This window comes from Mycobacterium sp. PTI7 (genome assembly GCF_056679845.1).
Window position 1 is genome coordinate 3,379,714 of record NZ_CM155252.1, and the last position, 23,588, is coordinate 3,403,301.

The window sequence follows — 23,588 nt, forward strand, 5'->3', positions numbered from 1 at the left end:
CGGTTGACTTCAATCGTGAAGTCAACCTGAAAGGCACTGCCATGACCACACCCGAGTTCTTCGTCACCCCCGGCTTCGGCGAGTACGCCCTCGCCAACCTGCGGTACAGCCAGGCCGTCCGGATCGGCAACCGCGTCGACATCTCCGGGCAGGGCGGATGGGACGACGAGGTCAACTTCCCCACCGAGCTGCGCGAGGAGATCATCGCCGCGTTCGACAACGTGGAACGGACGCTCGCGGCCGCAGGAGCGACGTGGCGGGACGTGATCTCCGTGGACTCCTTCCACGTGACCGACCACCCGACGACGATCGGCGACGCCCACAACAGCGTGATGGTCGAACAGTTCCGCGCGCGCATGGGTGACCGCGCACCCATCTGGACGCAGATCGCCGTGCCGGCACTGGGCGCACCGGACATGCGGATCGAGATCAAGGTGAGCGCCGTCGTGTCCGAGTGACACCGCCCTGCGGCGTCGGGTGCGAGTCAGGCCGACGGTGCCAGTACGCGGCTGTCCTCGGCGGCGAAGGTGTCCTCCAGGTGCAGGGGCGAGTAGTCGACGTCGATCTCCGCCACCGGACGGCCGCGGGCGCTGCTGATGGTGCCGAACCGGCGCATGCCCTTGTCGGCGGCGTACTGCTGGAATTCGTCGATCGAGAAGCCGAACGGCACTTCGTCGTACAGCGCGAACGAGTCGTCGGTGTTCTTCAGCGCCAACGGGATCAGCTCGTTCATCCGATTCTCGAACACGCCCCAGTTGCCGTCGTCGGCGGCGACGTGGCGTCGACAGGTGAAGGTGCCCCACGCCATGTGCCGACGCTCGTCGTCACCGATGCGCCGCACCAGTTCCTGCATGCCGGGAAGAACGTGGCGATCGATGCAAATGCGTTGCCACGCATAGTAACCGGTGAGGGCCATCATGCCCTCGATGACGTGGTTGTAGGTCGCCGACGCCCGCACCTGAGTTGCCGGTGACGGGTCGGTGGCCAGGGCGTCGAGCGACGCCGGCAGCTCCTCGTAGAACATCTGCCGGTAGGACGGCAGATCGTCGAGGTAGCCCTGGAGGTCATCGGTCATCCCGACGGCGTCGAGCCACATGCGGAACACCTGGGTGTGCTTCGCCTCCTCGAAGGCGAACTGCGTCAGGTACATCTCGTCGCCGAGTCGGCCCTCGGCGCGCATCGCCGCCATGAACGGCTGGATGTCCTGGGTGACCGCCTCCTCGCCCGCGATGAACTGCGCGCACAGCCGTGTGGCCCAATCGCGCTCCAGCGTGGAGAGTGACTCCCAGTCGGCACGGTCGCGGGAGAAGTCGATGTCGGCGGGATCCCAGAACTTGGCATTGCCACCGGCGAAGAGCTTGAGCGGCATGCTGTCCCAGTTCAACCCGCCGGCGGCGAGGGATTCCGAGTGCGTTCTGGTCATGGTGCTACCTCCTGGGTGACGGGCGCGGGCGCTACGGGGACGGGTTGGCACGCCGCCGCGAGGACGGCGACGTACCGGCGCACGGCCAGCGCCGGTTGTTCGGGGGTTTGTTCGTCGAGGCCGAGGATGGGGTCGAGTCCGCGCACGTACGGGGCGAGGGCCAGATGCGGCAGGATCATCAGCAGCAGTGAGAGCAGGGTCTCGACGTCGGCGTCCGGACGCAGATCACCGCGAGTCCGTGCGTCCTGTATCAGTGGGCGCAGTACGTCGAGGTAGTGGCGGTGTACGACGGCCCGGACGCTGACGCGAGCGTCGGTCTCCAACTCGAAGTTGGCTGCGGCGTGTAGCTTTCGCTCTCTCGGGTGGTCGGCGAAGTAGGCGACCCAGGCGTCGAGCAGGTCGGCGAGGAACTCGAAGAAGGGGCGGCCGGGATCGAGGTCGCGGATGCGGTCCTCCATGTACCGGCGGACGCGCTGGCTGGCCACGTCGGTGATGAATGCGTAGAGGTCCCGCTTGTCGGCGAAATACTGGAACAGGCTGCCCTTGGCCACCCCGGCGCGGCGCGCGATGACGTTGAGGCTTCCACCGGAGAAGCCGTGCGCGGCGAACTCCGCCTCGGCGGCTGCGATCACCGCCGCCCGCCGCTCACCATCGAGCCGGCCCCACGTCACCGTCGGCATCTCGCCTCCACGTCCCTATGACCAGTGGTCATATTACTGTGACCGGGGACACAGTCAAGGGCCGGCGCGGGCTGACCCGGATACGGAGAACCGGCGACGCGGCCAGTGAACTCCCGTGGTGCGGACGAGCACCTGGCGACGAGCGCCATGCTGAGCGCTACCCAGCGCTGGGCAGCGGCCGCCGTCGAATCACGCACCGATCAGCGATGCGTACGCCAGCTCCCGCTCGGTCAGATCCTCCGAGGTGACCGCCCCGAACTCCGCTGCCTCACGCGCTAACCGTGCGGCGGCGTCGGGCAGCGCATCTGGGCCCACGAGCCGGAAGGAGCTCGGCGCCAACGGGCCGAACAGCAGGGCGCGCCGCAGCAGCGGCCAGTCGCGCAGTGTGGGCTCGACGCCGGCCGCCCGGGCGAAGGTCACCGCCGCCAAGTTCATGCGTGTCTTCTGCGGCATGCCGCGACGCGCGCGATAAGCCTCGACCGACGAACGCTGTTCGGCCTCGGTCGTCGGAGCGACGGCACCACCCCACGTGTAGGCGATCCACCGCGCCTGCAGTTCCAACGGCACGAAGTAACCGCCCGACTGATCCCACATGCCAACGAAGGCAAGCCCGGGAAGATCCGGATGGAAGGTGTGGCGATCGGCGTCGAGGTGGACGTCGTCGAGATCGATTGTGGCGCGGACGTCGTGGTCGAGGAACGGTAGCGACAAGGTGAATCCGGTGCCCATGATCATGGCGTCGACGTCCTCGGTGGTGCCGTCGGTGAATCTCGCCGTGGTGCCGTCCACCGATGTCATCCACGGGCGCACTGCGATTCGACCCTCGGCCACGAGCGGCAGGTAACCCTGGTTGAGGGTGACACCCGCGGTGAACAGCGACGGGTCAGGTGCCGGGGCGCCGTACTGCTCGGGGCTGCCGCCCGCCTCCACGACGATCTCCTTCAGCTGCCGGTCGACCTCCGCCGGTGGCAGGATGTCGCTGGCCAGCACTCCGTACCGCGTGAAGATTCGATGGTCGGACGGGATGCCCGCGGCGAACTTGGGCAGGATGTAGCGCTGGCGCCGCTGCGTCACCACCACGCGGTCGGCGCCGAGTACTGCGAGTTCCGCAGCAATCTCCAGGGCGCTCACCGCACAGCCCGCCACCAGCACTCGTCGTCCCGCGAATTGCGATGGATCGCGGTAGTCGTAGGTGGGCATGATCCCGAGTTCGCCGGCGAAGGTGTCGAGACCGGGCACGACGGGGATGGCGGGCGCGTGGAACCGCCCGCTGGCCACCACTGCCCGGTCGAACACCTCCTCACCCCCGCGGTGGCGTACTCGCCATCCCGCACCTGCTCTGCTCAGTTCGTCGATGCGGGTGTTCAAGCGGATCCGTTCGATGAGCCCGAAGATCTCGGCGTACCGGCGGAGGTACTCGAGCACCTGTTGGTTGGACGGATACACCTCGTCGCACCGATGCTCCAGATCGCTGAAGGCGGTGAGCACCCGACTGGTGTTGGTGTGCATCGTCGGCCACACGCCGCTGCCGCCGGGCGTGCCAGACCACTGCCCGCCTAGGTCCGAGCCCTGCTCGAAGATCGTCGGCTCGAAGCCCTGCGCCAGCAGCCAGCGTGCGGTCACCACACCACCGGGCCCGGCCCCGATGATGGCCACGCGCTCACTCATCAAGGAACTGTCGCACGTGGGTGTCCCGGCCGGACTCGAACCGGCGCCGTGGGATTCGAAAGCGTTCCGATCCGGTGGTCGAGGAGCAGCGGCTGCAAACGGCTTGCGATCCCAGTCCGCCGATCATTCGACTCGATGTGTCCTACCTTGGGGATCGAGCACCGACGCTCAGCCGGCCCGCCCGCTCCGGTTCACCCCGGCACGTGGCGGATGCATGAAAGGAGCAGGCAGATGCGCGTTGTCGTCATCGGGGGTGGCCCTGCTGGGGTTTCCGCCGCCCTGCACGGCGCCGAACTGGGCGCTCAGGTCACTCTCGTCGAGAGGGGACGCGTCGGTGGGACCGCGCTCAATCGGGGCCCGGCACCGGTCCGTACGCTGGCTCGCGCCGCACGTCTGGTGCGGGACTGGCACTCGTGGGAAGCATTCGGTCTTCGCGGACCGCGACCCGAGGTCGACGTCGCCGCGACTTTGGCCAACGCGCAGCGTGTTGCCGGCTACCTCTATGAACGCAAGCGGATAGCCGACCACATCCGCTCCGCCGGGGTCGACCTCGTCGAAGACGCCGGCGATGCCCGATTCGTCGACGCCAACACGATCGCCGTCGCCGACGGCCGAACGTGGACCGCGGATCGGGTGATCATCGCCGTCGGCGGCAGGCCCGGTCGACTGCAGATCCCTGGGGCGGAGCTCGGCTTGACCTACGAGGACCTGCGCGGCCTGACCTCGCTACCCGAACGGGTGTGCGTCATCGGCGCGGCCGACACCGGCTGTCAACTCACATCGATCCTGGCCGACTTCGGCTGCGACGTAACGCTCGTCGAATACGGGCCTCGCATCGTGCCGCGAGCCGATGTCGAGGTTTCGGTGGCACTCGAGCACGCCTTCCGAGGGCGCGACATCGACGTCTTCACCAGCTCTGCAGTCCAAGGACTCGAACCTCTCCAACACGGTGTGCGCGTCGTGTACGGAGTCGGCGACGAGTCGAGAACGGTCGACGTGGACGCGGCGTTCTTCGCGGTCGGCTGGCCCGGGAACGCCGACGTCGTCGATGCCGCCGCAGCGGGCGTCGAGACACGAGGTGGCTACGCGATCGTCGACGACTTCGCTGCCACGACAGTCCCTCACATCTTCGCCGCCGGAGACGTCGACGGAAACAGCATGCTGGTGAGCAGCGCAACGCTCGAAGGTCGCGTCGCCGCGGAGAACGCGGTGCTCGGCGCACGTCGCCGGGTGGTTCACGAGATTGTCCCCGCCGGTAGCTTCACCGACCCCGAATACGGCAGCGTCGGGCTCACCGAGGAGCAGGCCCGCGCCCGCCACGAGTGCGTTGTTGCCGTGGCCCGATACGAGGACATGCTGCGGCCCGTCGCCGACGGGCAGCCGGAGGGGTTCTGCAAGTTGATCGTCGACAAGACGCACCGCCGGATCGTCGGCGCTCACGTCTTCGGCGAGTACTCCGCCGAGGTGATCCAGATGGTTGCAGCGTGCATGGCCGGGGGGATGCGCATCGACGATGTCGCCGAACTCCAGTTCGCCTATCCCACATTCACCGAGGGCGTGAGCCAGGCAGCGCAGATGGTGGTCAATCAGCTCCGCGACCGCCCGGTGCCCCACCTCTGGAGCAGTCTGAACACCACACCATCACTCCTGGAGTGATCGGCGACTCGATGCCCTCCGCGCGGTTTGCTGGCTAGTTCGCAAAACATGAGTCTCTTCGCCATTCTTCTTGACGATTCGTGAATCGTCGATCATGGATGGCGCCGTCGCTCCAGCTCCTTGCATAGGGAGCAACCTATGTTGGCCGTCTACGCAATAAGCGCATCTAGCTGCTGAATGCGTGCGATCGAAAGCATGTCTGCACATGATTGGATCGAATCCATTCTGCTCGTCTACGTAAGCTCGCGGAAATTGGTTCGTTGTGACGTCAGTCAATGACCAAGGGCTTACGATGGCGTTTGCCAGACGGCAATCGAGACAGAGGCGGCCATGTCGATCGAAGACTGCGACGGGACGACACCGGCGGCCGTATCCAGACCATCGGAGGTCCATTTCGGACTTGGGCGGGGCCCGCTACGGCCCGGTGGCATCAGCATTCGTTGTCGAAACGATCGGAGAGCGAGATGAACCCAACGTGCCGACACCTCCTGGGCAGCGGAAAGGCCGTCGTGGCAGCAACGGCCCTGACGGTTGCCGCGACGATCGCTCCGCCAGTCACGGTCAGCGCGGAGGTTCAGAGACCGACGAGCAGCGTCGCGGTCTCACTCTCGGCGACCTCGACCGCTCTGCCGACCCCCGGCGATGCTCCCCGACTCCTGACGCAATGGATTCAGCGCATCGTCCTGCCTCCTAGCTTCGGTGCCGAATTCCCGACCCCCCAGTTTCCTTCGGTGGTCGCACCGACTTCCATCGGTAGCAGCATCAAGAACATCTACGACTCGGTCGAACCGTGGGTGCAGTACGGCTTCGATCTCGCCGCGTACGCGGTCGGATGGGTGCCGTACGTCGGGTGGTTGTCGCCGCAGATTCCGATCTTCTACCACTTCGGCGAACGCATCGCTCGCAGCGTCACCTACAACATCGCCGACTGGATCGACGGGAGGGTGAGCTTCTCGCAGGGACTGATCAACGTCATCGTCGACACGTTCAACTCCTTCGTCCAACTGGGCATCGATCAGTGGAACTTCTGGCTACCGCCGCTGCCGCCACTCCCACCGCTGCCGTTCGCTGCATCGGCTCCCTCCGCGCCGGACGTCGTCGATGAGGCTGCGGCCCAGACAGACACACCGCTCCGGGAACTTCGGACAGCCGACGCGCCATCGACGTCTGCCGAGTCGATGTCCCCCGTGTCCGACGACGGACCCATGACGCCTGATACGTCAGCGCAGGCGACGCCGGCGGACGCTGAATCTTCCCATCAGACTCCTGCCGAACCGGATGCGTCGCCGGACCGCCCAAAACTGGCTGACCTCGACACCGTCGCATCGGAAGCTACCGATGCCGATGCCGAGGACGTGCGGATCGAGGCCGACGCCGCGAGGGATGACACCCCGAGCCCGGGTGCCAGTGAGCCCGAAGTCAAGAAGGCGGACGCTCCCGGCAGCCACCGGGACGGCAGCCGGCAACGGGATCAGCAGGACGGGGGCAAGCGCGGAGGAGACGACGATGGCAAGGCCGACAACGCAGACGCGGATGGGTGACTCTGCCGACGCCTCAACCGCATAGCCACTTCTTCACGGAAGGTTCAGACGCTCTCGTCGATGGCGTCGAAGGTCATTCGCGCATTGGTGAAGGGCTCCGGTGTGACACCCAGGTCTCGTCCGAACGGACGATCGAGCCAAAAGACGATGAACAACAGCAGACCGAGCAGCACACCCACGGAACTGGTCAACACGACGTGCACTCGCCGATCGACGGGTCGTGACATGGCCAGCATCGAGATCAGGAGAACACCGCCGAACAGCAGTCCGCCCCACAGCAGGCCCGGTATCCGTGGTTTCGCGTCGAGGAATCGTGCGTTCCGATCGGACGCCAACAGCGCCACCTGCTTGAGGAACTCGCCGTCGAGGGAACTGTTCGCCCGAACGGTTCCTTGCTGGCCCAAGATGCGATACATGTCCGTGATCGCCGACCGCGCTGAATCGTTCGCGTCACCCTCGTATTGACTGTCCCACTCCTCGGAGACCGACACGGTGTAGTCACGGACCGCCTCCCGCAGCAGGCGCTGCTCGGGCTGAGGCATCCCTACTGTCTGTCGGTACATCGTCGTCAAGGTGGACGCCTCGTGACTGACGGTCGCCTCAGCGGAGGAGAACTGTTCCCAGGCAACGACCACGGTGAAACCGAGAAGCGCGCCATAGACCAGGGCGACCGTCGTGAGGAACGGGGACAGCGAAGACGTGAACTCGCCGTCTTCACGAGCAAAGAGACGACCCGACAGGCGAACCGCGGCAACTGCGACCGCTATCGACACCGCGATGACGATGAGGAGAAAGGCCCACAGTCCCAACACATTCGTCCCGGCCAACGCTCACCCTCCAGACTGATCGTCGTTCAGAAATCCGGCGCGGGTCAACAGGAGGCCACTGACCACGATGACCCAGACGGGGAACGCCACCGTCACCCACATACTCAGCTCGCCGGCGATCATCTGGGCCGCAGCGGTCGTGTAGGTCAGATACACCAACCACCTCGGCATCAGTCCCGTCTTCATCCAGATCGTGGCGAGCGAAATCATGAACACCGCCGCCATCCGGGTGCCAAAGGTCTTGCAGGTGCCCAGGACGACGGTCATCGCGAAGACCATCGTCTCGTCATCGGTCTCGGATCCGGTGGCTGCGAGACCCGCGGCGACACTCGTCGCGAAGAACATCGTGGCGAGGAACAGCAGACCGCTACCCAGGAAGACCGTCGCGAAGAAACGGTCCTCGAGGAGACCGAGGCCGTCGCGCACCACCGCGATGAACCACAGGAACGCGATACCGGCAAAGGGCATCATGATTGCCGCGACTCGGATGCCGCCACGTCGGCTCTCCACCCACTCGACGGAGCCGTCGGCGCTCTCGGGCATGGCAGCACGGACCGAGAGCACCACGATGATGAAGAGCACGGCGAACAACACGCCCGCCAACGCCGCGGCACGCGGAGTCGTCAGCGATCCAACGACTCTCGACGGAGATGAGCCGTCGGCTTCCAGCCTCGCCACACCTCGAGCGTTTCACCAAACCATGCCGAAAAGGTGAGATTGACAGATTTCTTCGACTCCCGCAGTGGCCTGACGAACAGCCTCAAGGACGCATTCTCGGACATGCTCGACCAGGTTTCGTCCTCGCACCGAATGGCAGGTCGACGACCTTCTGACGTGGGCTCGAGTGTGACTGTGACGACGCCTGCCGCCCGAAGTTCGTCGTCAGCTTCACACTCGCGTTGACTGGAACCGCCTCGGCGCCCGCCGCGGGTGTGATGCGATGGTCTCCTGGCACGGGGAGGAGCAGCGATAATCATCGAGCGCACACGGGGAGTAGTCATCGCAGGATTGGTAGCGGCAGCGCTGGCGGTGGTACCAGCCGCGCCGGCCGGCGCCTGGCCGATCCCGTTGACGGCCCAGGACACCCAATACCTGAATGCCACCCGGGGCAACTTCCCCGGCGACGACGATCAACTGCTGACGGTCGGGCGACAGGTCTGCCGCAGTCTCTACACCGGGCAGCCCGCGCAGGCGGTGATCGACTCGACGGCGGCCCAATACGGCGCGACGCCCGAACAGGCCGCCGTCGTCGTCCGCGCCGCGCGGGGGACGTACTGCACGCAAGCGCCGGGCTGAGTCAGCCCGTCACTTCAGGCAGGCGGCGATCGCATCGTCGAGGATGTCCAGTCCCGCATCGAGTTCCGCCTCGGCGATCGTGAGGGGCGGGGCGATCCGGAAGATGCCGCCCATACCGGGCAACTGCACGATGTTCATGTGCAACCCGCGGCGCAGGCACTCCGCCGTGACGCGCGCACCCAGATCCTCGGCGGGCGCCTTGCCCACCTTGTCGGTCACCAACTCGATTCCCTGAAGCAGTCCCCTCCCCCGGACGTCGCCGACCTGATCGTGGCGATCCCTGAGTGCGGTCAGGCGTGTCCCGAGGTGCCGGCCGAGGCGGGCGGCGCGCTCCACGAGACCGTCGCGCTCGACGACCATCAAGACGGTCGACGCCACGGCCGCGGCGAGTGGGTCCGACACGTGCGTCGTGAAGAACAGGAATCCCCGTTCGTGGCACACGCTTTCGATCTCCTCGGTGGTGACGACGGCCGCCACGGGCAGGCCCGCGCCGAGCGTCTTCGACAGCGTCAGCAGGTCGGGCACGATCCCGTCGCGTTCGAACGCGTACAGCGTGCCGGTGCGGCCGACGCCGGTCTGGGCCTCGTCGACGATCAGGAGCATCCCCCGCTCGGCGCACAGCTCCTTGAGCCGGGCCAGGTATCCCGGCGGTGGCTCGATGATTCCGCCCGACGAGAGGATGGGTTCGACGAGGCACGCGGCGAGGCTGCCGCAGGACTGCGCGTCGACGATCGCGAAGCCGTACTCCAACTCTGACTGCCAGTCGTAGCTGCCATCTGGGTGCCGAAACGGCGAGCGGTAGGCGTTCGGCGTCGGCAGGGTCAGGTTGCCCGGCATCGGCGGACCGTAGCCGCGGCGCCCGGCGCTGAACGTCGCCGAGGCCGCGCCCGACGTCATCCCATGCCACGACCGGTCGAAGGACACGACCTCGAACCTGCCGGTGTAGAGCTTCGCCATCTTGATGGCGGCTTCGTTGGACTCAGCGCCCGTGGTGAGGAGCAAGACCTTGCTCAGCGCGGCAGGCAGGGTTGCCGCAAGCTTCGCCGACACCTCCACCACCGGTTCGCTCAGCATTCCGCTGAAGAGGTGGTCGAGGGTGGCGACCGACGTCGACACCGTGGCCACCACGTCGGGATGTGAGTGACCCAGCACCGAACTCATCTGACCCGAGGTGAAGTCGAGGATCGCCCAGCCGTGCTCGTCGTAGACGTAGCTTCCGCTGGCGCGCTTGATGACTCGCGGGACGAAGCTGGCCCCGTATCGCACGACGTGCTGCTCGGCACTCTTCCAGAACTCCACGGTGTCCACGGCACGAGTATGCCGCTGGTCGAGGCCGGACGCCGGGCTACGTCCTCGCGCCCGAGAGCGCTCGAGTGTGAACCTGACGACGCTGCGGAGCCGATTCCGTCGTCAGATTCACGCTCGCGGTGGCGGGGGCCCGGAGCCTGTACGACTTCGCGCAGTCGCACGACATACGTGCCCCCAGTCGGACTCGAACCGACACTTGGCGGATTTTAAGTCCGCTGCCTCTGCCAATTGGGCTATGGGGGCTTTGCAGCTCAGCGGGTTTTTCGGGTCATTTCGTCTTCATTCTGACGCGCTAAATACCGCAGTGATACCGCAGTGCTATCGATGGCCTTGCCCAGAGCATCGGCCACGCCGCTCAAATCGTCGTTGAGCAGGTGGCCGTAACGGTCAAGCGTCATCGACGCGGTCGCGTGCCCCAGGAGTCTCTGCACGACCTTGACGTTAGCGCCTGCGCTGATCGCCAGGGACGCCGTGGTGTGTCGTAGGCCGTGGGGTACCAACCCTTCGATCCCAACTTCGTCGCACGCATTGTCGAACGCCCAGCGATACTCGCCGAGCGGCAAGAACCCACCCTTGCGGCTTGGAAACACCAGATCATTCGGTTCGGTGGGTAGTTCCGCGTGGAGCCGCTGCCACACCGGTTCCGGCACTGGCACATGACGATCCCGCTTCGTCTTGGTGGTCGACTCGACGATGCCGCGACCGGTGACCGCCGTCGCCGACGACCTCACGGTCAGAACTCGATCCCCCACATGCCGGCGTCGCAGTGCGACGGCCTCACCGAACCGGAGGCCGCAGTACCCCAGCACCAACGTCAGCGTTTCAAATCGGTCTGCGGCCTTGGCCAGCAACAGCAGCTCGGCATGGCTCAGGTAGCGCCGCTCACGCTCGTGTTGTTCAGGTAGATCTTCGTCCCGCTTGATCTCTAGTGCGACGTTCTTCGCGACCTTGCCGGTCCGTTGGGCGTACTTGAGGACCGCGCCGACCAACTGGTGCGTCTGAGTGATTCGACTTGCCGATGGACCGGATCCGCGCTGCCCGCCATCGATTGACAGCGCCCCCAGCCACGTTGAATAAGACTCGTAGTCAAGCCGTTTCAGCGGGACACCTTCCCACCTCGGCAAGATCACGGTATCAAGCAACGAGCGATAGCCTGCAACGGTTTTCGGCTTTCGATGCTGTTTGGTGGCGAACCACTGCTCGGCGACCGATCCGAACGTCTCTGAACTCTTCCGCGGATCGACATACTCGCCGCGGTGAACATCAGCGGTCAGCCCGTTGAGGTAAGCCTGCGCATCCGGCTTGCGCTGGAAGATCTTCGTGCGCTCGGCGCCCGTGCTGTCGACCCACCGGACACGCCAACGCGAAACCTTGCCGTAGACAGCAGAACGTTCCGTCCGCATGGTGCCGTCCGGTTCCTTGACGCGCTTGTGCCAGCGGTCGTCGATACCCGCGCGCTCGTTCCGCGTGATCACGCCTCGAACATACCGCAGTGAATCCGTAGCACTCATCCGCTTTGTTTTCATGGCTGGAGCGGCGACTCGACAGAGCACAAGCAGATTGCAGACGAATATGACTGTGGTGGTGGACAAGAAGCCGAGACCGTTCGCACTCTTAGACCATTAACGGAGATGTTCGATTCAGGAGGAATCGCATGGAACTGCTCGACGCGAAACAGGTCTCGGAGATGACGGGTGTCCCGATCGGCACCCTGCGCTACTGGCGTCATTCTGATATCGGCCCCGCCAGCTTCACGCTGGGACGGCGTGTCGTTTACCGCCGTGATGAGGTGTTGCGCTGGATCTCGCAGCGCGAGAAAGCAACGCGACGCGGAGGCGGCGACGCCGCGTGATGCCCGAACACAAGAAAGACCTCGGGGACTAGCCGAGGCCTTTCGTTTGAACCACCCGATCGCTCGACACGGAAGTTCGTCATGAGGATACTTCGTCATGCCCGACTACAGAAGCGCCTCGGGCAGGAAAACCCGTGACCGACAATGGCGAGACGGACAAGAAGTCGGTAGCCGCGCGCTTGGTAGCCATGGCGCAGGAACGCTATTGCCTCGGCGTCTCCGAGGACGGTGAACCCTTCGGTGCCGAACGTACGCGGCCGCACCTGGCAATGCTGCTACGCGCTGGCAAGGCCGGCCTGCGCGCCGAACTCGCTTCGCGCTACTTCCACGACACCGGCACCGTCGCCGGTGGCCAGGCGCTCACCGACGCCACGTTGATCCTCGAAGGGATGGCCGCCAGTAAGGCTCCGGAGAAGTTGCATCTGCGCGTCGCAGAACTGGACGGCATCAACTACATCGATACCGGACGACCTGACGGCAAGGTGATCCGCATCGGCCAGGGACGCTGGATGATCACCGATTCCGCCCCGGTTCGTTTTCTGCGAAGCAAGCTGACGGCGGCGATGCCACTGCCGTCGGTGGGCGATTTGGATCGACTTTGGGATTTCGTCAACATCAACGTTGAGGACCGGCCCGTCCTCCTCGCGGTGCTCGTTGCGGCGCTCGTCCAGTGCGATGTCCCGCATCCTGTGTTGGCACTCTTCGCCGAACAAGGCGGCGCCAAGAGCACGACGACGCGCATGCTTGTCGATCTGATCGACCCCTCCCCGGTCCCGTTGCGCCAAGCGCCGCGCGACGCTGACTCCTGGGTGACCGCGGCATCCGGGTCGTGGGTAGTCGCCCTCGACAACTTGTCTGCAATCCCGCCGTGGCTGTCGGACTCGCTGTGCCGCGCCGCCACGGGCGACGGCAACGTCAAACGAGCGTTGTACACCGACGCCGACCTCGCAGTCATCAAGTTCCGTCGGTGCGTCATCATCAACGGCATCGACGTCGGCGCGGTGCGACCCGACCTTGCGGAACGACTGGCGACGGTCGAGCTGCGACGCATTGATCGCCACATGCGACAACCGGAGGCCACGATGCAACAACATTGGCGCACGGCTCTACCAGGCATTCTCAGTGGGCTACTCGATCTGGCCGCCCTAGTCCATCAACGGCTTGAGACCATCTCGGTCGATGTGTCGCCCCGGATGGCGGACTTCAGTCGCACGCTGGCGGCCGTGGACGAGATTCTGTCGACCAATGGCTTCCGTCGTTACTTGGCGCGCGCCAACCAACTCTCCGAAGACAGTCTGTCCGCCGACCCGTTCATCGAACGGCTACGCCAACACATCCAAGAACCACTCATCGGAGGATCCGGAGCGGACCTGCTGGCGACAGTGACGCCGGCCGGCGACACCTGGCGCAGGCCCAAGGAGTGGCCCAGGAACGGTCGGGACGTCACAGCACTTCTGAAACGGCACGCGCCCGCGCTTCGAAGCCTTGGCTGGGTAATCGAGGACGACGGCGCGCGGAATCACCGGAACGTGCTGCTGTGGACCGTCTACCCGCCCGCCAAAGATGTGTCGGCAGATCAAGCCTCGCAACCCTCGCGCCCCTCGCTGCTACGGGGCAACCGCATCGGGTTGGCCAACACGGAGATCGCGCCGGACACACTTCCTGGAGAGCCTGTCGGAGATCTAGCCACAGAAGCCTCCTGAAACGCCACCCGCCAGCACTCAATGCGCTGTCTTGTCGGTGCCGGCGAGCATCATCGGAATGGAACCGGGAGGCGATGGTCGTGAGTCTCGAAGACGATGTGAAGAAACTGGCCGACGAGACCGTTGAGGACTGGCCCGACATCCAGTTCTCCGGCGAATTCGGCAAAGCAATCAGGCACCTATTCCGATCGCACTTGCGATTCCCGCCATCCTGGTCCCAGGAAGATTGCGACGAGTACATCGCAGAGAACACGGACATGGCCGCGACCCGTTTGATCACCACGCTCGACGACGTGTGCGACACCGTTGTTGATGACTATGAACGCCAACACCGGATCCGACCCCACCACGACGACGCAAGCGAAATGATCAAGGCCAAGCGTCGATCGGCAATTCACGAGCTCGAGTGGGACATCGAGGACCTGGCAGCCGAACTCGCCGGATGGTCCATTCATAGCCTCGGTCGCGCCGTCGCGAGCATGACCGGATGCAGTCCTGCCAGCCGAAGACACCGCCGCCGCAGGACACGCTGAGCGACTGCTGCCTGGTACGGGGGTGAAGGCCCCATCAACCACGCAACGGATGAACGGCTTTCGAAAGTTCTCTCGCGGCCGTCAGTGTCGGGCGATCCAGTTTCTTGAGTCGCGCTTGTTCTGTCACGCGCGCTAGCAACGCGTGCAGCGCCTCGTCGTTCTCGAGCAAGATGTCGACGGCGTGGAGCGGCGTGATGGGCGCCAGCTCCGGCCTTGCGGACGCCGCAGTCGGCTTGGAGGAGGCAACGGTTTTCCGCACCTCGACGACTCGTATGGGTGACCCGTAGCGCTCTGCGGCCGTACGCGCCGCCGAGGCGTCACGTCGGCACGTGTCGGAACAGTACAGCCGACGACGTCCGCGTCGCGGCCCGTCGTCGAGATCAAGCATCACTGCCTCGCAGCGGACACACCGAGTCGGGTCGTAGGAACCGGCGCCGTCGTCATCACCGCTGAAGGAACGTCGATCGGCATTGTCGGACAGTGGGTCTCTGATCTCGAAATCCCCGTCTTGCGGCGCGGAGCCAGCAGACCGCGTACCCGCGCCCGAGATGCCCGCCATCCCGCGTCCTCCCTCGTCTGCAGTGCGAGCCCTGCGCAGCGCGATTTTGATCTCGCGAACATCGACATCGACAAGCGCAGCGATCTTGACCAACGTCTCGCCCCGACCCCTCATCTGCTCGACGGCGGCCTGCAGACCGGCGAGATGATCTGCACGCCTTTTAGCCCCCTCGGCGCGGACACGCTCCTGCGCCTGATCGAGTCGCACCCGTTCCCATGTATCGACAGCCTCAACTCGGTGCAGCGTCAGTCGGATCGTCGCGGCGGCATCGGCATTGGCGCGCTCACGCCGAGCCCTCTCCTCGTTCATTCTCCGCTGTGCTTCACGGGCTCGGTACCGAGCCCGAAGCTTCTCATTCGAGTTCATACGTTGAACATAGAAACGTGCGGACGGATCGGTCCACGACCACAGCCACATTCATGCCGACGAACGCCCATGATCCGCATTCTTACGCCGCCAGGCCTGTCGACCCACTGAACGTTCCAGCCGACTAGGCCTCGGCGCCATGCCTCTGCCCCAAGCGTCTCCCCGGCGTGCTCGACCACCCGATCCACACACCTCTTGCATTCTGGCGTCCGGACGACGGCTATTCGCCGGACGAAAAAGGCGGTAGATGCGCCGGGTGGTCACTTCGATTGCGTCGGGTTGGCCGTTGCGCAGATCTCTCGCACGTAGCGAGGCGCGATCTGTATGCCAAGGCCCGTGTATCGAGGCCACTTCAATCCCGACAACTGTCGGGCGTGGGACTCCGGCGGGTTCGGCGAATATCGCCACATCAGCTAGTGCCCGTGAGAAGCACGACCCTCGGGCCCCCCGACAGCTGCGTCAGCGGCGACGAGTCCCGCGAGGAAAGCGAGGGCTCGACACGCACTCCGTCTTCTCATTTCGTCCTCAACGCACCCAGCGGTGTCCACTCCGCATCCTGCAGACTGTGCCATGACGGAGACGCCCGAAGCTGAAAGTCACATGCCTTTGATGTTCGCGGCTGCACACTGCGGCAGCGTCTCAGTTCTGACCTGATCCAGGCCGGAAACTATCGGTGTTAATTGCTTGCACGGCGTGCCGCGCCGTTCTCCAAAGGTTGCAGCAGGACCTCATGCGTCGGGCGGCCCAGTACGGTGTGGCCGAGCGATTCTCGGGAGAATGAGACCATCACTTCGTTTGGGGGCAACTCCGTTCCGAACATTTGTCGGGCCGTCGTTGCTTACTAAGTCCCCGGTAGCCTGTTAGTAACACATTCGAGACACGCAGAGCCTGACGCGGTGGGCGACATCGCGTCCGCTGGGTTGCGTGGGTCGCTCCGAGTGGGGTCGCAGCGAATGCGGTCCAGGTTCCGGGAAAAGATGACCTACTGTTCCGATCGAGAAGATCTCAGCGGTGCGCATTCTCGGATGATGCTCTCGAGGTTCTCCTGTACGCGTTCGGGGGCGATGCCGACCGATGGTGAGTACAGCATGATGTGGTCGAGAACGCCTTCGTAGCGGGTAAGCCCGTTGCGGACGTCGTCCGCGGTGCCTGCGACGCCCATGGTGTCGATCATCTTGTCGGACACTGCGGCGAACATCGCCGGGAAATCACGTCGGGCGAAGGCTTCCCGGATCGCCTTGCCCTCGGTGGCGAAGCCGTTCACGTCGAGGACCGTCTCGTAGGACTTGACCGAGGAGTAGAACGCAATCTGTTGGGCCAGTTCGCGTCTGGCGACCTCGGCGTCGTCGTGGATGGCGCACATGACCATGGAGACGACTTCGACGTCACGGGGGTCGCGGTCGGCGTGCGCGGCGCCCTTGGCGATGGCGGGGCGGACAATCTCCTGGACGTAGGTGGTGGTGAATAGGGGATGTCCTGCGAGCCCGTCGGCGACTCTGCCGGCCGCCTCGCACATCCGGGGGCGCACACCGGCGGTGATGATCGGGATCGGCCGGCTGGGGGGTTGGACTTCGCCGGTCGGAACGAGGTTCATCGTGTAGAAGCGGCCCTCGTGGTGGATTGGACCTTCGTGCAGGTTCCAGATGCGGCGCAGCAGCACGACGAGTTCTTCCATCCTCAGCGCGGGTGCGGACGTGTCGGGGACACCGTGCCAATCGCTCATCATCCGTTTGGTGCCGTTGCCGATGCCGAGCACCAGTCGTCCGTGGGAGAGTTCGTCGAGGTCGCGTGCCTCGGTGGCTAGCACCAGGGGGCTTCGGCCGACGCCGTAGAGGATGGAGGACCCGATCCGGCAGTTCTGTGTGCTGTTGGCCATCGCGGCCATGGTGATCGACCCGGAGCGTGAGTAGAACTCGGAGGCCCATGCGGCGTCGAAGCCGGCGTCGTCGGCGGCTCGGGCGGTCTGAGCCATCGATTGCAGGTCCGCGCCGAGAACCGACAGGCCATAGGTGCTCATATTTCGTCTCCTTGGCGAGGGCGAAGGCCGTTGAACATGACGGCGTAGAGGGTGTCGGCGACCACTGTCTCGTCGAGATGGTGATCGGTGACCAGGTACATGAGGGCGTTGATGGTGACGGCACCGAACAGCGCGATCGACGTGGAGCGCGCGTCGGGCTGTTCCACGAGGGATCCGTCGCGGGCTCCTGCGAGTAGCAGAGCCTCTACGGGCTTTTGATAGGCGGTGTTGATCATCTCGGCGATGACGGGCATCCGGGCGGCTCGTCCCAGTTCACCGATGAGTGCACGGCAGACCGCTGGGCGTTGCGCCATCGCCCGCAGCTGCGCACGGATGACGAGTTCGAGGCGTTCGGCACCGGTGCCATCGGTATGGACGATCGCGTTCACGGCCTCGGAGATGTCCTTGAGGAGATCCTCGAGCAGGAACGCGAGGATCTCCTCCTTGCCGGCGAAGTAGTAGTACAGCGTTGCCTTCGGCACGCCGGTTACTGCGGCGACGTCTTCAATCTTGGTGTCGTTGAGCCCCTTCTCGGCGAACAGGTCCGCCGCGGCGGGAAGCCGATTAGAGATCTGACGTGGAACCTTGCGCATCGTCCCTCCCGTTCGCGGAGTTTGGACTCAGAGTCTAAACCTTTGTTGCTCTTCGCCGGTAGCGCTGGACGTCGTCGTGCTGCCGTTCCAGAGAACCGGTGGTCCCCAGGAAGCCGAATCGCCCAAAGTGCCGATCACGGGTCAACTTTCAGTTGATAGTCAACGTCGCGTCGACGCGCCAAGTGATCGACTGGCCCTTTCGAGGGCTCCGACGAGACGCACCTCGGTCTCCGGGAGCATTGCGGCGACCTCGGCTGCAGCTAGGCTGCGGCTGCGCAGCGGCGTGTCAGCATTCGTGGCCGCCGCCGCCAGCGCGGACCACGCCTCGGAGGCGTCTCTGGCTGCCGCCGCGGCATCGGCGGTGGCGGCGTCGTTCAGAAGGTCGGCGATGGTCTGGCAACCCTGCGCCTGCAACGTGCGGAAGAGCCCACCCCCGGTGCCGGCCATCTCGATGAACGCACCGAGCCCGAATAATGCTGCCGTCAGATCCTCGTCGTCGAATGACGTGGACCAAGAACGCAAGTCCTCTGCGAATGCCTGCACGCCCTTCAAGCCCGAAGATCCGACCTCGGCCGCCTCGACGTGCAGTAGCGGCGCACCCGCGGCGTCACCGCGCACGACTGCTGCGCTCGCGCCGAGCGCGTCACTCGCAATCGGACGGAGGTCGGGCACATGGTCCGGCCAATCGACGTGATAGGTGGTGTGCCGGGTGGGGGTGGGGAACCCGACTGAGGACCGCGCTCGTCGTAAATTGTCGTAGGGAACGAGCTGGGTGGTGTCGCGATCGTTGTCGACCACGTGCGCCACCCGTTCCTCGTCGTCGTAACCGACGATGACGATGTCGTGGCGGCTCATATGCAGTCGGACGCGCAGATAGGGGAGCTCGCCGATGTCCGCCCACACCATGACCGGACGGCCCTTGTCGACTTCGTCGGTCACGAATGCCCATCCCACGTCCGGGTCATCGGTAGTTCGCACGACGAACTTCGCGCCCACCCGCGTGAGGTAATCCTGCTCCAAGTCGCCACCCCGCCCCACGAGGTAGGTCTGCGGAGTCAGCTGCGGCGAGCGGACGTAGCAGAAGTCCAGGGCTCCACCGAGGGCGAAGACCAATCCTTCATCGAGGTATTCGGATTCCCAACCGATTTCGGCCCACTCGGTGAGGTCCCGAAGCGCACCCGAACCGCAATGACCTCCCTTCTCGTGCCGGTAGGGAATCTGCACCTTGGTCATTGCCGCCTCCTCGCCTGTCCTGGGTTCCTGAAGCCGATCGACCTTAGGTCTGGGTCAAAGCATCGTGTGGAGTGACCCCCTGGCTGCCCCCGGTGTCGCAGCTGGGCTCGGCCTTCTTCCAGCGTCGTCTCCGATCGCTTCAACTGTGACTCAGAATCGGATGGGCACTTCGATGGAGCGGTCTGGTCGCGTGTCGTCGTGCCCTTCGTCGCCCTGTTCCGGCGTGTGTCACGGGTGATCAGCTCGTCGAACCGGACGCCACGCCGGCCAGCGTCAGTTCGGCTCGGTCGACGGGGGTCTGCTGAGTGATGGCCCGCTTGCTGAACATGAAGTCGCGAGGGCGGTTGACGCAGTCAGCGGCAATGAGTTCGCCGCCACGAAGGTAGAAGCAGGTGAAGTCGCGGTCCTTGGTCGGGTCGCCGCTGAGCACGACTTCGTCGTACCCGGTATTGAGACCGGCGATCTGAAGTTTGAGGTCGTATTGATCTGACCAGAACCATGGAAGTGCTGCGATCTGTTTGGGCTTTCCGCAGATCGTCGCGGCGGCGACCTTGGCTTGCTCGGCCGCGCTTGGCACGGACTCCAGTCGGATGCGGCGGCCGTAGCGGGCCATGTCGTGGCTGGCGCAGTCGCCGGCGGCGACGATGTCGTGGTCGCTGGTCCGGGTCTGGTCGTCGATCACGACGCCGTTGTCGACGGTCAGACCCGCTGCGGCGGCGAGTTCGGTGTTCGGCTGGACTCCTATGCCGACGATGACGAAGTCGGCGGGAATTGATTCGCCGTTGGCCAGGATCACGTCGCGGACCTTGCTGTCGCCGGAGACAGCCGCGACCAGGGCGCCGTTCCGGATGTTGACGCCCTCCTCGCGGTGGATCCGATCGAAGAACTCCGATACCTCTGGGGCGGTGACCCTTTCGAGAACGCGTTCGGTCGCTTCGAGCACAGTGACCTCGAGGCCGAGTGCGCGCAGCGAGGAGGCCGTCTCCAGTCCGATGTAGCCGCCGCCGACGATGACGGCTCGTCGGCTACGGCTGGTCGCCTCGTGAATTCGCTCGACGTCCGCGGCGGTGCGTAGGTAGTGCACTCCGGCCAGTTCGGCTCCTGGGATGCAGAGTCGGCGGGGGCGGGCGCCGGTGCACAGCGCGAGCTTGTCGTAGCGCAGGGTCTCGCCGGTGTTCAGGGCGACGTGTTTGGCCGTGCGGTCGATTGCCTGCACCGTCGCGTCCAGAATCCGGATTTCCTGCTTGGCGTAGAAGTCCGCGCTGCGGATCGGCAGTTCGTCGACCGCGCATCTGCCCGTCAGGTAGGCCTTCGACAGTGGGGGGCGTTGGTAGGGCAGCGCCGACTCCTCGCCGACGAGGACGATCTGACCGGTCCAGCCTTCCTGGCGCAGGCTGGCCACGAGTTGTGCCCCTGCATGGCTGGCCCCAACGATGATGGCCCGCTGCGGTGTCACGCGTCGGACATCGGGGTCAGCCGGACCATCATCTTGCTGATACCCCGCACGAAGTTGGACTGCACGTACTCGGGTTCGCCAATGACCTCGATGTTCTCGAAGCGAGACAGCAGTTCTTCCCAGAGGATGCGCAGCTGAAGCTCTGCCAGCCGGTTGCCCATGCAGCGGTGGACCCCGAAACCAAACGAGATGTGGTTCCGGGCGTTGGCCCGGTCGACGATGAAGTCGTCGGGCCGTTCGAATACGCGCTCGTCGCGATTGCCCGAGGCGTACCACATCACGACCTTGTCGCCCTTGCGGATGAACTGCCCGTTCAACACGGTGTCGGCCTTGGCGATTCGGCGCATGTAGGCCAGCGGCGTCTGCCACCGGATGATTTCCGAGCACATGTTGGGGATCAGGTCGGGGTTTGCCTTCAACTTCTCGAACTGGTCCGGGAACCGGTTCAGCGCAAGAACGCCGCCGCTCATCGAGTTGCGGGTCGTGTCATTGCCGCCGACGATCAGTAACACGAGGTTGCCCAAGAACTCCATCGGTCGGTCGATCAGATCCTTGGTGCTCTCATTGCTCTGCAGCATGGTGATCAAGTCGAAGCCGGGTTCTTCCCCGGCAGCTGTCCGGGCGGCCTTGTCGTGCCAGAGAGTGCTGAGACCTCGCGCCATGTCGCGCATTCCGTTGAACACCTCGTCGTTGTCCGAGGGCCCGCCGTTCGCCTGCTCCATCGACGTCGCGAGATCCGACCAGTGGACGAGCTTGCGACGCTGTTCGTATGGGAAGTCCAGGAGGGTCGCCAGCATCCGAGCGGTCAGTTCGACCGAGACGTTCTGTACCCAGTCGAACCGCTCGTGCACTGGCAAATCATCGAGCACCTCCCGGACGCGCGAGCGAATCAGACCCTCCATCTCACGCAGGTTCTTCGGCGCGACCACCCCTTGAACGGCGGCCCGCTGCCTGTCGTGGCGTGGCGGATCCATCGCGATGAACATCGCGATGTCGAGGAACCGAGGCGGGACACCGATGACGATGAACGGCTCGGCGGAGAAGACCTCGTGGTTCTTGTCGACGGCCACGATGTCGGCGTGACGCGTGACGGACCAGAACGGACCGAACGGGCTATTGGGCTGATAGTGGACCGGAGCCTCGTTGCGCAAACGTTCGAAGTAGGACTGCCAGCGCCCCTGCCGGTATAGGAAGGGGTTGCTGACGTCGATGTCGGCGAGTTCCACGTCTTCCACCGGGGGGATGGGCTTCTCGACGAAGATCTTCTCTCCGTTCGTGCGGGTGAGCCATCGCCGGGCCTTGTCGTACAGGTGCGCGCCTTGGATTTGGCGCTCGATCGGGATGCTCGACTGAACTCTGTCGGTGATTGCTCCGGGAATGCTCATCACGCCTACCTATTCGTTGTCGTCACATTTGGAATTCGGGGGTGTGGAGGATCAAGCCGTCCCACGCCTCGGACACCGGCATCTGGCACGACAGCCGAGAGGTCGGCTGTCGCTCGGGGTTCATTGAGAGCATCTCCTCTTCCTCGGCGCCGGAGAGGCCCACCTGCTCTGACCACTGCGGATCGACGACCACGTGGCAGGTGCCACACGCGGCCTCGCCGCCGCAGTCGCCGTCGATACCGGGTATCGCGTTGTTTGTCGCAACCTGCATCAGCGACTGACCTGCCTGCAGAGGCGCTTCGCGCTTCTCGCCGTCGTGGGAGACGAAGGTGACAACCGCCATGGCCAACTCCTCATAGGTTCGTGCTCGGTGACTTGGTGAAAGTCTCATCGAGGAAGGTGGCTGCGGCTATGTTCGCAGGAGTCAGATACTTGTGATTTCGGCTCAGAGGGGCATGTTTAGGTGAACCTCAACGATCCGGGTGTGCCGCCGCTGGCGTTCGTGCAGATGCTCGAGAGCCACGCGCTCGACCCAGACGTCGTCGCGCGGCTTCGTGATGTCATGGCGCGTGAAGGTACTGACGAGGCCACCTTGATTCGGCGTGACATTCAGGCCCCGTTGCGGTGGCTTCGAGAGGTCTACCCCGATCTTGACGTCGACCACGCAACGCTGCTCGGCTTCGCGTTCGCCGGGCAGGCCCAGTTGACGTCCTTCGGCCCGTTGAGTGTTCCGCTGGTGAGTGCCGGCTCGGTCGCCGAGATAGTGGAGCTGCTCACCTATCTGCCGCTGATCACCGCAGCCATCAATCCACAGTTTCATCCGAATGCCGACGGCCTCACCGTTGGGCTGAGCGGACACACCGGCGATCCGGCGCTGGACTGCCTGGCCGTCACTTACACCGGGTCGGCGTTGTTGCGGCTGATGGACATGCTCGTAGGTCCCGCGCCGACCGTCGCGCTTCATGTGGGTTGGCCAGCGCCCGTTGCGCCGGCTTCCTACCAGGAAGACCCTGCGCTAGCCGGGCGCGTGTTCTTCGAAGCTCCGATGTCCTATCTGCACGTTCCTGCGGACACGCTCGACGAGGTGTGCCGCTTCTCCGATCCCCTCGCGTATCGACTCGCCGTCGCCGAGCTGAAGCGAACTCTCGACCAGCGGCGCGGAGCCACCTCCTTCTCGGAGAAGGTGAGACAGCTGCTGGAGAAGGACCCCGGGCAGCGAAGTAGCCAATGGGTGGCAGACGAACTCTCGGTGTCCACGAGCACGCTCAAGAGGCGTCTATCCGAAGAGGGGACCACCTTTCGGCAGTTGCGCCAGTCGTGTTTGCGCGAGAGCGCCATGCTGCTGTTGCTCACCCGTTCGATGTCGGCGAGTCAGATCGCCACCGAACTGGGATACGGCGATCTGACCAACTTCTCGCATGCCTTCAAGCGATGGACGGGCCGCTCTCCGAGCGAGTTCCGGCTCTCACGACACTGAGCGCTCGCCTCGAAG

At 64.8% G+C, this 23,588-nt stretch carries 22 protein-coding genes and 1 tRNA gene; 8 read left to right on the forward strand and 15 right to left on the reverse strand.

Annotation, left to right across the window (positions count from 1 at the left end):
* The first annotated feature begins 41 nt into the window (after positions 1-41).
* Entirely contained in the window at positions 42-458 is a 417-nt protein-coding gene (locus tag AC1MEY_RS16200) for a Rid family hydrolase (RefSeq protein ID WP_480226516.1), read from the forward strand.
* Between the two features lie 26 nt (positions 459-484).
* On the opposite strand, the gene AC1MEY_RS16205 is transcribed toward AC1MEY_RS16200, so the two are convergent.
* The 3 genes from AC1MEY_RS16205 to AC1MEY_RS16215 form a co-directional block, all read right to left on the reverse strand.
* Positions 485-1,423, reverse strand: coding sequence for a R2-like ligand-binding oxidase (locus tag AC1MEY_RS16205; protein WP_480226517.1), 939 nt, complete (start codon positions 1,421-1,423; stop codon positions 485-487).
* Complete coding sequence (locus AC1MEY_RS16210) at positions 1,420-2,103, reverse strand: TetR/AcrR family transcriptional regulator (RefSeq protein ID WP_480226518.1); 684 nt, start codon at positions 2,101-2,103, stop codon at positions 1,420-1,422. Before AC1MEY_RS16210 ends, AC1MEY_RS16205 begins: the two co-directional genes overlap by 4 nt.
* A gap of 189 nt (positions 2,104-2,292) precedes the next feature.
* The gene (locus AC1MEY_RS16215) at positions 2,293-3,771 is read right to left on the reverse strand and encodes a flavin-containing monooxygenase (protein WP_480226519.1); all 1,479 of its coding nucleotides are present in this window, start codon (positions 3,769-3,771) and stop codon (positions 2,293-2,295) included.
* Positions 3,772-4,002: 231 nt separating this feature from the next.
* On the opposite strand from AC1MEY_RS16215, the gene AC1MEY_RS16220 reads away from it, so the two are divergent.
* On the forward strand, positions 4,003-5,427 hold the full coding sequence (locus AC1MEY_RS16220) for a dihydrolipoyl dehydrogenase family protein (RefSeq protein ID WP_480226520.1): 1,425 nt from the start codon (positions 4,003-4,005) through the stop codon (positions 5,425-5,427).
* A gap of 509 nt (positions 5,428-5,936) precedes the next feature.
* Complete coding sequence (locus AC1MEY_RS16225) at positions 5,937-6,968, forward strand: hypothetical protein (RefSeq protein WP_480226521.1); 1,032 nt, start codon at positions 5,937-5,939, stop codon at positions 6,966-6,968.
* A 44-nt stretch (positions 6,969-7,012) separates the two neighbouring features.
* Here AC1MEY_RS16225 and AC1MEY_RS16230 read toward each other — a convergent pair whose 3' ends face one another.
* Both AC1MEY_RS16230 and AC1MEY_RS16235 read right to left on the reverse strand, forming a co-directional pair.
* Positions 7,013-7,795 (reverse strand): bestrophin-like domain, encoded by a 783-nt coding sequence (locus AC1MEY_RS16230; RefSeq protein ID WP_480226522.1) that lies wholly within the window; start codon positions 7,793-7,795, stop codon positions 7,013-7,015.
* A 3-nt stretch (positions 7,796-7,798) separates the two neighbouring features.
* Complete coding sequence (locus tag AC1MEY_RS16235; protein ID WP_480226523.1) at positions 7,799-8,473, reverse strand: hypothetical protein; 675 nt, start codon at positions 8,471-8,473, stop codon at positions 7,799-7,801.
* 351 nt (positions 8,474-8,824) lie between these two features.
* On the opposite strand from AC1MEY_RS16235, the gene AC1MEY_RS16240 reads away from it, so the two are divergent.
* Complete coding sequence (locus tag AC1MEY_RS16240) at positions 8,825-9,091, forward strand: DUF732 domain-containing protein (protein ID WP_480226524.1); 267 nt, start codon at positions 8,825-8,827, stop codon at positions 9,089-9,091.
* Positions 9,092-9,100: 9 nt separating this feature from the next.
* On the opposite strand, the gene AC1MEY_RS16245 is transcribed toward AC1MEY_RS16240, so the two are convergent.
* The 3 genes from AC1MEY_RS16245 to AC1MEY_RS16255 form a co-directional block, all read right to left on the reverse strand.
* A complete protein-coding gene (locus AC1MEY_RS16245; protein ID WP_480226525.1) occupies positions 9,101-10,399 on the reverse strand; it encodes an aspartate aminotransferase family protein in 1,299 nt (432 codons plus the stop codon).
* Positions 10,400-10,568: 169 nt separating this feature from the next.
* Positions 10,569-10,642, reverse strand: a tRNA-Leu gene (locus tag AC1MEY_RS16250).
* A gap of 8 nt (positions 10,643-10,650) precedes the next feature.
* Entirely contained in the window at positions 10,651-11,874 is a 1,224-nt protein-coding gene (locus AC1MEY_RS16255; protein ID WP_480226526.1) for a tyrosine-type recombinase/integrase, read from the reverse strand.
* Positions 11,875-12,053: 179 nt separating this feature from the next.
* On the opposite strand from AC1MEY_RS16255, the gene AC1MEY_RS16260 reads away from it, so the two are divergent.
* The 3 genes from AC1MEY_RS16260 (at position 12,054) to AC1MEY_RS16270 (ending at position 14,487) form a co-directional block, all read left to right on the forward strand.
* Complete coding sequence (locus AC1MEY_RS16260) at positions 12,054-12,251, forward strand: helix-turn-helix transcriptional regulator (RefSeq protein WP_163923183.1); 198 nt, start codon at positions 12,054-12,056, stop codon at positions 12,249-12,251.
* A gap of 134 nt (positions 12,252-12,385) precedes the next feature.
* Positions 12,386-13,954: an ATP-binding protein gene (locus AC1MEY_RS16265; protein ID WP_235887310.1), complete on the forward strand. Its 1,569-nt coding sequence runs from the start codon at positions 12,386-12,388 to the stop codon at positions 13,952-13,954.
* 74 nt (positions 13,955-14,028) lie between these two features.
* Entirely contained in the window at positions 14,029-14,487 is a 459-nt protein-coding gene (locus tag AC1MEY_RS16270) for a transposase (RefSeq protein WP_407666315.1), read from the forward strand.
* 34 nt (positions 14,488-14,521) lie between these two features.
* Here the strand turns inward: AC1MEY_RS16270 and AC1MEY_RS16275 are convergent, their stop codons facing one another.
* From AC1MEY_RS16275 to AC1MEY_RS16305, 7 genes are all read right to left on the reverse strand, one after another.
* Complete coding sequence (locus AC1MEY_RS16275; protein WP_235887309.1) at positions 14,522-15,355, reverse strand: hypothetical protein; 834 nt, start codon at positions 15,353-15,355, stop codon at positions 14,522-14,524.
* A 1,039-nt stretch (positions 15,356-16,394) separates the two neighbouring features.
* Positions 16,395-17,429, reverse strand: coding sequence for an LLM class flavin-dependent oxidoreductase (locus tag AC1MEY_RS16280; protein WP_163923174.1), 1,035 nt, complete (start codon positions 17,427-17,429; stop codon positions 16,395-16,397).
* The gene (locus AC1MEY_RS16285; RefSeq protein WP_163923171.1) at positions 17,426-18,022 is read right to left on the reverse strand and encodes a TetR/AcrR family transcriptional regulator; all 597 of its coding nucleotides are present in this window, start codon (positions 18,020-18,022) and stop codon (positions 17,426-17,428) included. The genes AC1MEY_RS16280 and AC1MEY_RS16285 overlap by 4 nt, the downstream gene beginning before the upstream one ends.
* Positions 18,023-18,181: 159 nt before the next feature.
* Positions 18,182-19,255, reverse strand: a complete 1,074-nt coding sequence (locus AC1MEY_RS16290) for a BtrH N-terminal domain-containing protein (RefSeq protein ID WP_163923167.1) — start codon at positions 19,253-19,255, stop codon at positions 18,182-18,184.
* Positions 19,256-19,493: 238 nt separating this feature from the next.
* A complete protein-coding gene (locus AC1MEY_RS16295) occupies positions 19,494-20,711 on the reverse strand; it encodes an NAD(P)/FAD-dependent oxidoreductase (RefSeq protein ID WP_163923164.1) in 1,218 nt (405 codons plus the stop codon).
* Positions 20,708-22,096 (reverse strand): cytochrome P450, encoded by a 1,389-nt coding sequence (locus tag AC1MEY_RS16300; protein WP_163923161.1) that lies wholly within the window; start codon positions 22,094-22,096, stop codon positions 20,708-20,710. Before AC1MEY_RS16300 ends, AC1MEY_RS16295 begins: the two co-directional genes overlap by 4 nt.
* A 22-nt stretch (positions 22,097-22,118) precedes the next feature.
* Entirely contained in the window at positions 22,119-22,439 is a 321-nt protein-coding gene (locus AC1MEY_RS16305; protein WP_163923158.1) for a 2Fe-2S iron-sulfur cluster-binding protein, read from the reverse strand.
* 120 nt (positions 22,440-22,559) lie between these two features.
* Between AC1MEY_RS16305 and AC1MEY_RS16310 the strand changes: the two genes are divergently transcribed.
* On the forward strand, positions 22,560-23,573 hold the full coding sequence (locus AC1MEY_RS16310) for a helix-turn-helix transcriptional regulator (protein WP_163923155.1): 1,014 nt from the start codon (positions 22,560-22,562) through the stop codon (positions 23,571-23,573).
* The last annotated feature ends 15 nt before the right edge of the window (positions 23,574-23,588 follow it).

Excerpts from the sequence above, each read along its gene's own strand:
- AC1MEY_RS16200 (WP_480226516.1), top strand. The coding sequence starts at position 42 with ATGACCACACCCGAGTTCTTCGTCACCCCCGGCTTCGGCGAGTACGCC.
- AC1MEY_RS16205 (WP_480226517.1), bottom strand. The coding sequence starts at position 1,423 with ATGACCAGAACGCACTCGGAATCCCTCGCCGCCGGCGGGTTGAACTGG.
- AC1MEY_RS16210 (WP_480226518.1), bottom strand. The coding sequence starts at position 2,103 with ATGCCGACGGTGACGTGGGGCCGGCTCGATGGTGAGCGGCGGGCGGCG.
- AC1MEY_RS16215 (WP_480226519.1), bottom strand. The coding sequence starts at position 3,771 with ATGAGTGAGCGCGTGGCCATCATCGGGGCCGGGCCCGGTGGTGTGGTG.
- AC1MEY_RS16220 (WP_480226520.1), top strand. The coding sequence starts at position 4,003 with ATGCGCGTTGTCGTCATCGGGGGTGGCCCTGCTGGGGTTTCCGCCGCC.
- AC1MEY_RS16260 (WP_163923183.1), top strand. The coding sequence starts at position 12,054 with ATGGAACTGCTCGACGCGAAACAGGTCTCGGAGATGACGGGTGTCCCG.
- AC1MEY_RS16270 (WP_407666315.1), top strand. The coding sequence starts at position 14,029 with ATGGTCGTGAGTCTCGAAGACGATGTGAAGAAACTGGCCGACGAGACC.
- AC1MEY_RS16275 (WP_235887309.1), bottom strand. The coding sequence starts at position 15,355 with ATGAACGAGGAGAGGGCTCGGCGTGAGCGCGCCAATGCCGATGCCGCC.
- AC1MEY_RS16280 (WP_163923174.1), bottom strand. The coding sequence starts at position 17,429 with ATGAGCACCTATGGCCTGTCGGTTCTCGGCGCGGACCTGCAATCGATG.
- AC1MEY_RS16285 (WP_163923171.1), bottom strand. The coding sequence starts at position 18,022 with ATGCGCAAGGTTCCACGTCAGATCTCTAATCGGCTTCCCGCCGCGGCG.
- AC1MEY_RS16290 (WP_163923167.1), bottom strand. The coding sequence starts at position 19,255 with ATGACCAAGGTGCAGATTCCCTACCGGCACGAGAAGGGAGGTCATTGC.
- AC1MEY_RS16300 (WP_163923161.1), bottom strand. The coding sequence starts at position 22,096 with ATGAGCATTCCCGGAGCAATCACCGACAGAGTTCAGTCGAGCATCCCG.
- AC1MEY_RS16305 (WP_163923158.1), bottom strand. The coding sequence starts at position 22,439 with ATGGCGGTTGTCACCTTCGTCTCCCACGACGGCGAGAAGCGCGAAGCG.